General features: G+C 45.3%; 12 protein-coding genes. 1 reads left to right on the plus strand and 11 read right to left on the minus strand.

Going from position 1 to position 13,120, the window contains the following annotated elements; genetic code table 11:
* Positions 1–340 precede the first annotated feature (340 nt).
* The 11 genes from rlmD to BJR36_RS17405 all read right to left on the minus strand — a co-directional run bounded on the left by rlmD (position 341) and on the right by BJR36_RS17405 (position 11,956).
* Positions 341–1,705, minus strand: coding sequence for a 23S rRNA (uracil(1939)-C(5))-methyltransferase RlmD (rlmD, locus tag BJR36_RS17360; RefSeq protein ID WP_091236671.1), 1,365 nt, complete (start codon positions 1,703–1,705; stop codon positions 341–343).
* 76 nt (positions 1,706–1,781) lie between these two features.
* Positions 1,782–2,081 carry a DUF4366 domain-containing protein gene (locus tag BJR36_RS17365; protein WP_091236672.1) on the minus strand — a complete coding sequence of 100 codons (300 nt, stop codon included), beginning with the start codon at positions 2,079–2,081 and terminating at the stop codon, positions 1,782–1,784.
* A gap of 71 nt (positions 2,082–2,152) precedes the next feature.
* Positions 2,153–2,284, minus strand: a complete 132-nt coding sequence (locus BJR36_RS20935; protein WP_278276599.1) for a hypothetical protein — start codon at positions 2,282–2,284, stop codon at positions 2,153–2,155.
* On the minus strand, positions 2,277–4,490 hold the full coding sequence (pcrA, locus tag BJR36_RS17370) for a DNA helicase PcrA (RefSeq protein ID WP_091236674.1): 2,214 nt from the start codon (positions 4,488–4,490) through the stop codon (positions 2,277–2,279). The genes BJR36_RS20935 and pcrA overlap by 8 nt, the downstream gene beginning before the upstream one ends.
* A gap of 87 nt (positions 4,491–4,577) precedes the next feature.
* Entirely contained in the window at positions 4,578–5,582 is a 1,005-nt protein-coding gene (locus BJR36_RS17375) for an SPFH domain-containing protein (RefSeq protein ID WP_091236676.1), read from the minus strand.
* Positions 5,583–5,755: 173 nt separating this feature from the next.
* Complete coding sequence (locus BJR36_RS17380; protein ID WP_207648901.1) at positions 5,756–6,994, minus strand: TFIIB-type zinc ribbon-containing protein; 1,239 nt, start codon at positions 6,992–6,994, stop codon at positions 5,756–5,758.
* A 101-nt stretch (positions 6,995–7,095) separates the two neighbouring features.
* Complete coding sequence (locus BJR36_RS17385) at positions 7,096–7,782, minus strand: PspA/IM30 family protein (RefSeq protein WP_091236678.1); 687 nt, start codon at positions 7,780–7,782, stop codon at positions 7,096–7,098.
* 358 nt (positions 7,783–8,140) lie between these two features.
* Positions 8,141–9,061: an ArsR/SmtB family transcription factor gene (locus BJR36_RS17390; RefSeq protein ID WP_091236680.1), complete on the minus strand. Its 921-nt coding sequence runs from the start codon at positions 9,059–9,061 to the stop codon at positions 8,141–8,143.
* Between the two features lie 142 nt (positions 9,062–9,203).
* A complete protein-coding gene (locus tag BJR36_RS17395; protein WP_091236683.1) occupies positions 9,204–9,473 on the minus strand; it encodes a DUF6171 family protein in 270 nt (89 codons plus the stop codon).
* On the minus strand, positions 9,473–10,978 hold the full coding sequence (locus tag BJR36_RS17400) for an alpha-N-arabinofuranosidase (protein WP_091236686.1): 1,506 nt from the start codon (positions 10,976–10,978) through the stop codon (positions 9,473–9,475). The genes BJR36_RS17395 and BJR36_RS17400 overlap by 1 nt, the downstream gene beginning before the upstream one ends.
* A 30-nt stretch (positions 10,979–11,008) precedes the next feature.
* Positions 11,009–11,956: a glycoside hydrolase family 43 protein gene (locus BJR36_RS17405; RefSeq protein WP_207648902.1), complete on the minus strand. Its 948-nt coding sequence runs from the start codon at positions 11,954–11,956 to the stop codon at positions 11,009–11,011.
* Positions 11,957–12,409: 453 nt separating this feature from the next.
* On the opposite strand from BJR36_RS17405, the gene BJR36_RS17410 reads away from it, so the two are divergent.
* On the plus strand, positions 12,410–13,042 hold the full coding sequence (locus BJR36_RS17410) for a DUF1836 domain-containing protein (protein ID WP_091236690.1): 633 nt from the start codon (positions 12,410–12,412) through the stop codon (positions 13,040–13,042).
* Positions 13,043–13,120 lie beyond the last annotated feature (78 nt).

The raw sequence follows: 13,120 nt of genomic DNA on the forward strand, positions 1-13,120 counted from the left end.
CATTACTGATACCAACTTGTGGTTCACTACACTTGGCGGTAAATACCCGTGGCTGGACTTTCACCAGCTAGATTAGTGCCATGCCTGGCACACAACAAAAAGAGACCACTCATTCTCAAAAGCTTGAAAATAAGCGGTCTCTTCGACATTTTAATATTTAATTGAATGATAAAAATAACAACATTTAGTTCAAATTATGAACTGTAGATTTATGTGTTCCCCAACACCATGTCCAGAACCACCGACACGTTCACACCATCAGAAATTGCTTTTTTCTTCTCTTTTCGGTCTCCCTGTGAAAACATGAAATGTCTCTCAAAGTGCCTAAAATCAAGGATTTTTACGTATCTTTCCGATGTAGTGCAACTAAGGTCTCCACATGTACCGTCATAGGAAACATATCGACCGCAATCGCCTTTTCCAGCTTATACCCTCTCTCCTGCAGCACCTCAAGGTCCCTCGCAAGACTTGTAGGTTTGCATGAAATATAAACGATCCTGTCCACACCATAGTCTATGATTTTATCCAATGCCTTCGGATGTATTCCATCCCTCGGCGGATCCAGTACGATCAGTTCCGGCCTCTCCTCAATGCTGTCTATCACTTTCAGGACGTCGCCTGCGATGAATTCGCAGTTGTCGAGGTTATTGAGCTTTGCATTCACCTTTGCCGCTTCGACTGCCTCTTCCACGATTTCCACGCCGATCACCTTTTTTGCAACAGGGGCAATCATCTGGGCGATGGTGCCGGTGCCGCTGTAAAGATCGAAGATCAGCTTGTCTTTCGTCTCTCCGATGTATCCTCTCGCTGTTTCATAGAGGACTTCCGCTCCCATGGAGTTTGTCTGGAAGAAGGAAAATGGGGATATCTTGAATTTGAGGCCGAGAAGCTCTTCGTAAAAATAATCCTGTCCGTAGAGGAGGATCGTCTCATCGCTCTGGACAACGTCAGCCAGGCTGTCGTTGAGCGTGTTGAGGATTCCTACGATTTTTCCGTCCGTTTCAAGGGCCAGAAGCTGTTCTACAAGTCCGTCAAGGGCAGGATTCGCCTGAGTCGTGGTGATGAGATCGATGAGGATTTCTCCTGTCTTTACGCCTTTTCTTACAAGAAGGTGCCTTAAATAACCCACATGGGACAGCTTCCGGTAGAAGCTGAGATCTGTGTCCTTAAAATAGTTTAAGACGCATTCGAGGATCCTGCTGTAATCCTCATCCACGATTTTGCAGCCGTCTACTGTGACGATGTCGTGGAAACTTCCGCGCTTATGCATGCCAAGGGCCAGAGGACCGTCTTTCACTTCGTCACCGAAGGAGAATTCCATCTTGTTGCGGTATGCCCATGCCTCCGGGCTGCCCTTTATGCCTTCGAATACGTAGTCGCTGCATACGCCGTCGAGGAGTTCCTTCACCTGGGAAGCCTTCATCTTCAGCTGGTCTTCATAGCTCAGGTTCTGGTATGTACATCCTCCGCAGAGCCCGAAATGCCTGCATGCCGGCTCTACTTCGACAGGTGATTTTTCGAGGACTTCGAGAAGTCTGCCTTCGCATTTTCCCTTGCGGATCTTATTGACTGAAAAACGCACCTTCTGTCCCGGAATTCCGTTCTTCACGATGACCTTTTTCTCTTCGCCTTCGACTTGAACGATTCCCTTGTTCGGGAAAACCACTTTTTCAATAATACCTTCGTAAACTTGTCCTTTTTTCATACGTACCTCTTTTCGTAACAAAAGGACTGCCTTTCGACAGCCCTTTCAATGTTTATTATTTTATTTTTTATTGCAATTATTCGAATCTTGCTGTCTCTGCTGTTTCAGGTCCTGCTAAATCTTCATCGTCTAATTCTTCGTCTTCTTCTTCAAAGAAGTCGTCTTCGAAGTCATCATCAAAATCGTCTTCGAAATCTTCTAAGTAGTCAGGAGTAAAGAAACGATATACTCCATAAGCAATACCTGCTACTGCAACGATTGCTCCAATAATAGCAAAGATAAGTATTATTGTCTTTTTCTGTTTTTCTTCAGCTTCTTTTTTGTGAAGTAACTCATTGATTTTTGATGCATTGAATAACTCTTCCATCCTATTCATTACGTACACGCCCTTTCTATATAACTAATTTTTGATTTCTGTCTGTAACATATACATTATTATAGCACCTATTATAAAATAATACTATATTTTCTTGCCACAATGTTCAAATACTTTTCCATATTTTTCTTAAAATCATAGGATTTTCTGTAGTTCCCAATCATGATGCAGATGGTTCCACAGTTGAAACCCTGTCTAGGCATCCACCTTTTTCAGTTTCGCGAAGGATGCAAACATCTTCTTCGTTCCCGCTTTATCGAAGTCAACGGTCACCTCAAAGTCCCTGCCTCCGTCGACGATTCCGGTTACGACGCCAGTTCCGAACTTGATGTGCTTCACACTATCCCCGATTCCATAATCAAGCCCGACAGGCTTTTCAACCGGCTTCGGTTTTGATTCAAAAGCCTTTGTCTTGAACAGGCTCTTTGCCTGGGCATATACCATGGACTTGGGCATATCCTGGATTTTCTCCTCGCCTGCGCTGCTGTCGAGAAGCTCCTTCGGTATTTCAGCGAGGAATCTCGAAACCCTGTTATACTGGGTCTCTCCCCTGATCATTCTCTGTTTTGCCGCCGTGAGCATCAGGTTTTCCCTTGCCCTCGTGATTCCGACATAGCAGAGACGTCTCTCTTCCTCAAGATCCGTAGGATCGTCAGAGCTGATCGTCATATAGCTCGGGAATATGCCGTCTTCCATTCCGGCCATGTAAACATGAGGGAATTCAAGGCCTTTGGCACTGTGGAGGGTCATGAGGACTACATGGTTGCTTTCCGCATCGAGGCTGTCGATGTCCGCTACCAGGGCCACTTCCTCGAGGAACCCGCTGAGGGTCGGCGCTTCGTTGTCAGCCTCGTAAGCCACGATTTTTGTTACCAGCTCGTTGATATTCTCGATTCTGCCCAGGGCTTCCTCGCTGTTCTCGGCTTCCAGCTCCTTTACATATCCGGTGGATTCAATGATTTCATTGATCAGCTCTTCCAGGGATATATGGGGCACCTTGCTTCTCAAAGTCTGGATGAAGGTTACGAAAGGATGTATCTTGAGGCCGCTCTTTCCTATCGAAGCAATCTGATCTGCCTCTTTCAGGGCGTCATAGAATCCGATTTCATTTTCAATGGCATAGTCCTGCACCCTGCCCAGGGTGGTTGCGCCGATTCCGCGCTTCGGCACGTTGATGATCCTTTTTACGGCCAGGTCGTCCTTTCCGTTGTCGATGGTCTTCAGGTATGCCAGGATGTCCTTTATTTCTTTTCTGGCGTAGAAGTTTACGCCGCCTACGATTTTGTAAGGGATATTCGCATAAACGAATTTTTCTTCAAAAATTCGGGACTGGGCATTGGTCCTGTATAGGATTGCGCAGTCGTTGTAGCTGGAATCGTCTTCCCTCACCTTGCGGCTGATGTCGCCGACTATGAATTCAGCTTCCTCATAGGCATTCTGGAACTGCCGGAACTGGATTTTTGTACCTTCCTCGTTGTCGGTCCATAAAGTCTTCTTTTTCCTGCCTATATTGTGCCTGATCACGTCGTTGGCTGCATGCAGTATATTCCTGGTCGAGCGGTAGTTCTGCTCGAGCTTGATTACCTTTGCATGGGAATATGACTTTTCGAAATCCAGGATGTTCCTGATGTTGGCACCCCTGAATTTGTAGATCGACTGGTCGTCGTCACCTACCACGCAGAGGTTTTTGTACTTTCCTGCGAGCAGGCTGATCAGGGTGAACTGCGCCGTATTCGTATCCTGATATTCATCCACCATGATGTATCTGAAGCGGTCCTGATAGGACTCCAGAATGTCAGGACAGGTTCTGAAAAGCTCTATGGTCTTTACGATCAGGTCGTCGAAATCCAGTGCATTGTTGCTTCTTAGCATCTTCTGGTACTCTTTGTAGGCTGCTGCAAGCTTCTTCTTGCTGTAGTCGCCCATGGTGTTCAGTTCGAATTCCTCCGGAGTCACCAGCTCGTCCTTTGACGAGGAAATGACCCCCAGAATGGATTTTTCCTTATAGATTTTCGTATCAATGTTAAGGCGCTTGCAGATATCCTTCATCAGGGTCTTCTGGTCGTCGCTGTCATAAATCGTGAAATTCGTATCATAACCGATCCGGTCGATATATCTTCTTAAAATCCTGACGCAGGTCGAGTGGAAGGTGCTGACCCAGATGCTTTCTGATCCAAATCCGACAATGTCGTCAACCCTTTCACGCATCTCACCTGCTGCTTTGTTTGTAAAGGTAATTGCCATGATGTTCCATGGATTGATTCCTTTCTCTTCAATCAGGTACGCAATCCTGTGTGTCAGGACTCTTGTCTTTCCTGATCCGGCTCCTGCCAGTATCAGAAGCGGACCCTCCGTATGGAAGACCGCTTCTTTCTGTTCCGCATTCAGGGTATCATATATACTACTCATTTTTTAAACCACCTGTTAATTTATTTTTATCGGCAATATTGCTGCCGTTACTGTTCACAGAGTGACCAGTAACTTCCTGCCCTGCTGCTAGACCAGCTTGGTCCCGCAGTTTGCGCAGAATTTTGCCCCGTTTGTCTTCGTTCCGCAGTTCGGGCAGAAATTTGGAGGCGCTGCCTGGCCGCTCTGGCCCGGTTCCTGCTGGCTCTGTCCCGGCTGAGCCGGCTGCTGGCCCTGTCCCGTCTGCTGTCCCTGGTTCATCTGGTTCGCCAGCTGCTGGCCCATCATCATCCCCATCTGCATTCCGGCAACGTTGGATGCCATATTTCCGGCAGCGGTATCTCCCTTGGACATCCCCTCAATCACGCTGGCCTGCTGATACCTTCCCATATCGCCAATCATGCTCTGGGAAGCCACCTTGTTGGCCATATTCTGCACTTCTTCCGGATAGGAGAAGCTTGCGATATTGAAGCCGGTTATGCCGATTCCGATCTTGAACATCTCCATGTCAAGGTCCTCGCGGATTCCCTTGGCGATTTCAAAGGAATTTGCCTGAAGGTTGAACATGTCCTTTCCTTCCGTGGATATCCATTTCATCATGAGCTGGTCAAGCATGGCTATTACACGTTCCTTGACATCGTCGATGGTGAACTGTTTTTTTACTCCTGCTATCTTTTCAATCAATACAGCCGGATCGGTAACCTTGCAGTTGAAGGTTCCGAATGACCTGATCGGCATGCCGCCAGGAAGTCCCGGCGCCGGGATGAGGATCGCATTCTTGGTTCCCCATTTTACCGTAAGCTCTTTCGTGTTGATAAAAAGGACTTCGGCCCTGATGCCGCTGTTGAATCCGAACTTGAAGCCTTTCAGCGTGGAAAGGAAGGGGATGATGTCCGATTCGATGTCGAAGCTTCCCTCATCTGTAAATATGCCCTCTACCCTTCCGTTATACATGAATATGGCATCCTGGCCCTGCTTGATTATGAGCCTGCTGCCTTTCTTGATTTCCCTGTTGGTCCATTTCCAAAACAGAATGTCGTCCCTGTATTCTTCCCATTCAACGACGTTTGCAAACTGTCCTCCGAATATACCCATTGTGATTCCCTCCCTATATAATCCGGCATGAACAGATAGTAGCTATCCGTTCCACCTTTTTTGTCATCTTATATAATAATGCAGGGGCAAAAGGTATTCTGCCCCCTGATACCTTATGATAGTCAGTAAATAATATTATACACGCAAACACATGTACTATCAAACCATTCTTTTTAACTATTCAGGACAACATCCCTCGTAGTTGCGAACGATACAGATCCCGCATTATACTCTACATAGCATTCCATTACAAAATCTGCATAGCATTCCGTTCCTAAATCCGCATCGTACTCCGCATAGCATTCCGTTCCAAAATCAGCATAGTATTCCTTTCCCGCCGCGGACACATCCATGCTGCCTCCGTTGAAAATGAAATACAGCAGCAGCGCCGCTATAATGGCAGCGATGACGAGAAGGGTTATCTTCACCCAGCTCTTCGGATAATCGCCCTTTATCCTTCCATTCTGTCCGTTGATCAGGACCGTGTAGTTTTTGTCCTTGTAAAAATAAGAAGTCGAATAGACCGGCAGCAGAATATGCTTATAGGTCTCGTCACTGTAATTCGGCCTGATTCTGATATCTCTTACATGGTCGTAATGCATACGCACTTCCCTGGCCGCCATGTCCTCAAGCCTGTTTTCTATATCGCTGCGGGCCGCCTTATATGCATCCTGAAGGTCCACGCTGTAGACTTCCGAATTATATCCCGAGAAATAATCCGGTGAATAGGAGGAAAGTTCCTTTGTATTAAAAGGCTCCACCCCTTTCAGCAGAAGCTGCTTCATTTTGTTTGAAGCCATTACGAGGACATCATCAAAGAAATGCCGGATACGGCCTGAAGTCGGATACCAGTTCGTAACCACCCTTGTATGCTGCTTTCCATCGCTTCCCCTGTAAGACTCCGTGTGATCCCGGCCGCCCATGGCTGTGTACGGGCAGTCAAGGTTTGCGTCAAAGGTCCAGTATGGCACATAGATTCCCTGCAGCCTGTCCTGCTGGTACAGATGCTTCAGCTCATTCGGCGCAAGCCATCTTCCCTTGAGCCAGTCACGAAAAATGTCCCCAACCCTGTTCTTGTCTATTTTAAAAGGAAGCACACCGTCCGGCAAAAGCGTCTCGATCTGCTTTTCTGCAAGCACGAAGCTGGATCCGCAGTACGGGCAGCTTGAAGCCGTGCTGTGGGAATCGACCTCTATGACGGCACCGCATCCCTTGCAGCTCATGGTGGTCGAAGTCTTCTCTTCGGCCTTGATGGTCTGCACGGCATGCAGGGTCAGGGTGTGTTCCCTGATTGTTTCCTCATTATTCTCGATTTCAACAACGGTATCGCAGTTCGGACACTTGAGTGCCTGTGTCTCTACGTCGAACTCCATGACACCGCCGCAGTTTTTACAATAATATATTTCTCCCAATGGATGCTCCCCCCTGGTTCTGATTGCGTTCTGATTTATGAAAGGGTGCCAGAAAAACACCGACACCCTTTATATATATATTTATATTTCTGTCTGGATTTCTATTTCAATCCTAATTTTGCCTTCATTTCAGCAAGTTCATCTTCCACACCAGGGCTTGCCTGTGTGTCGTACTTTTTCGCCAGATCGTCAAGATCCGCCTGCTCAGCTGTCTTATTGAGTTCAGCCATTGCGTTTGCTTCATCGAGCATCCTGTCGGCTTTGGCTTCCATTTTATCAAAGGCTGAAAGATTATCCTGTGCTCCTGCAACGCTTTCACCAATCTTGTTAAGAGTTTCCTGTGTCCTGGCAACTGCAACTTTTGCCTTGATTGTTTCTTTACGTTCTCTGAGTTCATCAATGTCCTTACAGAGCTTGTCATGCATTTCCTTCATTTTACCCGCATTTGCTGCTGCCATTGAGTATGCATGTGCCAGGCTTGCCTGTTTTTCGACCAGCTGCGATTTCTTGGTCAGGAACTGGCGCGCATCTGCATCATTCCCTGCCACTACCGCTTTTTCCGCATATGTCTGCATTTTCGCAATTTCGTCATTGCATTCGTCAACAAGACGTTTTGACCTGGACTCCTCTGCCATGACAGATGCTGTTTCCGCTTTTACTTTTCCCAGATCGCTTTCAAGATTCCTCATATACTGGTCTATCATTTTTGCAGGATCTTCTGCTTTGTCAAGTAATGCGTTGATGTTCGCTGACATGATGTCAGAAAATCTTTTTAAAATTCCACCCATTATTACTCCTCCTATGCGTCTTTTATATAGTTACAACCCTTTTATATAGCTACATGCTAATTATAGTACAAAACGAAATTTTTGTCATTACCATATGGGCTGAAAGTTCCATAATTTTCCATCTCTATGTATTTTATCGCAGAGGATAACTTTTCCATATAGCAGAACACAAAAAATAGCAATGAAAATATATATCTCATTGCTATTTTTTATAAGACTCATTTTTTCAATATTCGCCCATGTCTTTAAGCTTTTTCAATGTTGCTATCCAATCATGTGATTTACCATCAAATTTTTCAGGATTTATAGGATAATGAATATTATAAAGGTATCCTTTTTCCCCATACTAATTCTATTTCTACATGTGGCTATACTGAATCCTGACCTTGATATCCTGGTTGTAGTTTCCGAAGCTGCTTCCAAACAAAGTCATCCCGCCTACGTTTTCCGCATCATCTTTGATCATGAACTTGAACCGGATCGTACTCTTGTAATTCAGGTTGAGCTGATCGACAGTGACATCGGAAATCTTCAATCCGTCGATGAAGGTTCCTTTTTTATTGACCACCAGCATCTTAAGCAGGCCATACTGATTCCAGTTCGGGAACCACCAGTCAGGCGTAAAGATTCCTCTTACATCCCCGTAATCCCCGGGGCTTGTCCAGGTCCCCATGAGTACATCATTCATGACAAAGGAAATATCGGAAGGCCAGTCGTTATTGACTCCCGGAGCCTCGCTGCTGATTTCAAAGGACAGGGTGATCTGATCGATTTTCTGGGATGCCGGCAGCAGGTTCGGGATGATATATTCGATATGGCCCTTCATGAACCATAATATTCCGGCATTGATGCGGTCCGGATGTGCAAAATACCTTGGATCGTCTACTTCTCCGATCAGGCTGTCGGGGGTTGCCAGCCCGCAGGTCGGATAGATTGCATAATCCGAAAAATGCCCGACTTTGACTTCTGTATTATAGATATTTTCTTCTCCCGCCGCTTCATCAGTAGCAATATCTATCAGAATCTTGTCAATATTAACCCTGCATATTTTTTGATTTCCATGGCCGGTATATTCTGTCAGAATCTTGATGATTCCGCTGTCTTCAAGCTTTTTGACATGGCTTGTCAGCGCTCCATTCGTAATGCCAAGGCTGCTGGCCAGCTCATTCATGTTCATCTCTTTATGCTCTAACAGCAGGTTGATAATGCTGATACGAAGTTCAGAGCCAAGTGCCTTTAGTACCGGTAATCCTTCTTCCAGATTTTTAATGTGCAGCATCTGATTACACCACCTCTCATTTACTTTAATTATTTTAGCTTTTCCTAAACATTATACATGAAGATCAGCTATTCTACAATATACAGAGCGAATAGTTTGGCCCGCGATGCTGATCCGCTTCCGCTATTTGCACATAACCTGATTACCACTTGTCATATGGACACACATTTTTCAAAATAACAGCCCGCAGCTCCACGAAGCAGCCGCAGCCGCGGCACATTCCCTCCATCAGAAGTCCGCATTGCCGGCATATATCCAGACGTTCCTGGTATTTTCCGGGTTCTGCCTTAATCTCCTCATCCAGATGTTCAATATATGTATGCAGATGCTTAAGATACATTTCCGGATCCAGTTCCTTCAGCAGACACTTCCGGCAGTGTTTCACGGTTTCATTAACTTCCCTGCCTGCCATTATTTCACGCTGAAACTGATGATGCTGCACGTCGGAATTATAAATTTCAATCCCTTCCCTGTAATTTCATAGGCCGTAAAAGGCTCTTCTTTTACATGTTCAGGATTTTCAAAGGTATTGCAGGCGTGCATGTCATTTGTCAGGATCCCGGCTGTTACGCTTGCCGGTTCTAATTCGGCAAATGCTGCTTCCACTTCAATATCCTCCGAAACAGACAGGTTGCTGAGGGTAAGCGTCACAGATCCATCCTTCGCAACGGATACTGATTCATGAAGATTTGGAACCGCATATTCTTCCTCTTCTCCAATCTTCTTCACTCCTTCAATGAAGCTCTCTACCAGATCCGCATCCTGATGGTTTCTATACATACGGAACACATGATAGGTCGGGGTCAGAACCATCTTCGGTCCTTCCGTCAGGATCACGGACTGGAGAACGTTGACCATCTGGGCAATATTGGCCATCTTCACACGGTCGCAGTGCTTATTGAAGATATTCAGGGAAACGCCGGCCACGAGTGCGTCCCTCATGGTATTCTGCTGGTAGAGGAATCCAGGGTTCGTTCCAGGTTCCACGGAAAACCACGTTCCCCATTCGTCCACGATCATGCCGACTGCTTTTTCAGGGTCATACTGATCCATGATTGCTCCGTGGCGCTCGATCAGCTCTTCCATATAAATGGCCTTGGCCAGTGTCTTATACCATACTTTTTCATCGAATTCTGTTGCGCTTCCCTTTGTTTCCCAGCCTTCAGGATGTACATAATAATGAAGGGACAGGCCGTCCATAAATCCATGGAATCCCGGCGGATTATGGGAAAAGCATGTATTCAGTACTTCCTCTGTCCAGAAGTAGTCAGCTACGTTTGCTCCTCCACAGATTTTTCTGATTGGCGCATCACTGTTGTAATTTCTTACATAGGTCTGGTATCTGCGGTATAAATTCCCGTAATATTCAGGAGTCATATTCCCGCCGCATCCCCAGTTTTCATTTCCCACTCCGAAATAATCAACCTTCCACGGCTTCTCCCTTCCGTTCTGCTTTCTGAGATCCGCCATGGGAGATATGCCTTCCAATGTCATATACTCGACCCATTCGGACATCTCCTGCACGGTACCGCTGCCGACATTGCCGTTGACGTAAGTCTTGCATCCCAGCTGCTCGCAGAGTTCGAAAAACTCATGGGTTCCAAAGCTGTTATCCTCCACAACTCCTCCCCAGTGGGTGTTGATCATTTTCTTTCGCGACTCTTTCGGTCCGATTCCGTCTTTCCAGTGGTATTCATCTGCAAAGCATCCTCCCGGCCATCTGAGCACCGGGATTTCCATCTCCTTCAGTGCAGCAACGACATCATTTCTCATTCCGTTCGTGTTTGGAATTTCCGAATTTTCACCAACATAACCCCCCTCGTAGATACACCGTCCAAGATGTTCAGCAAAATGCCCATACAGCTCAGGATTAATATGCCCTGTTTTCTTTTTTTCATTTACATAAAGTTTAGCCATTCCATCTCTCCTTACTCTGTTTTGTCATCATCAGAAGCCAAAAACTGGTCTCCCATTATGATTCCAGTTGATTCTCATCAGCATTGCATGACGGTTCGGTTCATACAATGGATTGCCGGCAATTTCTTTTTTTATCCTTGCATGATAGACCATAATGTCATTGCCCTCCTCGTCTTTTGTAAATGAATTATGTCCAGGACCGTATATTCCATATGATTCATCCGTCTGCATGACCGGAAGCCTTTCCTTTTTCCATGAACCCGGATCCAGAAGATCTGAATCCTCATCTGCCGTAAGCATTCCCATACAGTAATTGATTCCGGTATCGCTTGCCGAATATGTCAGAAAAATCCTGCCATCCTTCTTAAGTACCGCCGGACCTTCATTCACCCAGAAGCCGGCTCTTTCCCAATCGTAATCCGGGGTTGTCAGCATGACCTGCTGGCTCTTCAATTTGAATGGGCTCTCCATTTCACCTATATAGAGGTTTGAGATCTGTCTGCCGACGCCAACCTTTTCAGCCCAGACATAATAATGCCTTCCCCTGCTTTCAAAAACCGTAGCGTCAAGTGAAAATCCTTCAAAGGAAAACACATCATTATCCGCACTTCCCATCTTTCCCTTTTCAATCCACGTACCGGTAAGCGGGTCTTCGTCAGCACATTCCAGCACATAAGGCCTTATTGCCCATATGTCATCTGCATTGCCTCCCGCAAAGTAGATGTACCATTTCCCCTGCAGATAATGCAGTTCAGGCGCCCAGATGTGTGCACCCATAATGCCGGTTTCATGCTTTTCCCATACCGTAACCTCTTCTGCTTCCTGAAGCCCTTCCAGGGTGGAAGCCTTTCGGAGAACGACAGCATCATAGGATGGCAGCGATGCCGTAAAATAATACTGTCCGTCCTTATGCTTATAGACGTAGGGATCAGCACGCTGCAGGATCCATGGTTTGTTAAAATTTAAAGTTCTGTTCATCATCGCACCTTTTTTCTTTATAATATATTGAATTACTTTAGCTTTTTCTAAATTATAAATGCATATTTGCTTTTTGGCAATGGTAGATTCATCAAAAATTCATGCGTATTTTTAGTGATTTCGCTTCCTCATTTCGATGTTTTATGCATTTCCACTCAACATGAGTTAATATGATGCCAGATAACAGATTGTTTATAGTCATAATCGCACAATACAACTTTATTTTTTACTAAACTATTTTTGTTTTATATTAACAAAAAAATATCCGGCATCCTTGCCTGGCAGTTACTGGTTCTGGTTCATGAAGTAAACAGCGGATTGCTGTTCACTCTTGCCATATAGTTTTTATTACTATATAATGGAAAAAGATAAATCTAATTGTACTTTAGAAAGACAACAGACCAAATAATTTCCAAGACGAACCAGCATTCACATTTGCAGATAGGAGTTGCAATGGCAGTAAACACAGGCGATTTCATAAAAGACATTCTTGACAGCATTTCGAAAATCGACTACATTAACCCTCAGGATGTCCCGAATATCGAACTCTATATGGATCAGATCACCACCTTCATGGACAATCAGCTTGAGGCTTCCAAAAGATATCCTGATGACAAGATCCTGACAAAAACCATGATCAATAACTATACGAAAAATAAGCTGATACCACCGCCGGTCAAGAAAAAGTATTCGAAGGAACACATCCTGCTCCTGATTTTCATCTATTATTTCAAGAACATACTGTCAATCAATGACATACAGAACCTGCTTGGGCCTATTACGGACAGATTCTTCAACAGCTCCAACGACTTCAAGCTCGAAGATATCTATAATGAAGTCTTCAGCCTCGGCGAGGAACAGGTCAATGTCCTCAAGCAGGACATCCGCGACAAATATAGTACTTCCCAGCAGACTTTTGAAGATGTGCCTGAAAAAGACCGGGAATTCCTGAAATCTTTCTCCTTCATCTGCCTTCTGAGTTTCGATGTCTATATTAAAAAGCAGCTGATCGAGAGCCTGATTGATGAACTGCCTGCAAAACAGGCTAAAAAAGATAAAAAATCCTCCGAAGGACAGGACAAATAGAAGATCCAGGGTTTGCTTCATTCAGCAAAACCTGGATCTTCTATTTGTCGCACATTCCTATGACACTCCAACCTTATT

The organism is Anaerobium acetethylicum, from assembly GCF_900096945.1.
GTDB lineage: Bacteria > Bacillota > Clostridia > Lachnospirales > Lachnospiraceae > Anaerobium > Anaerobium acetethylicum.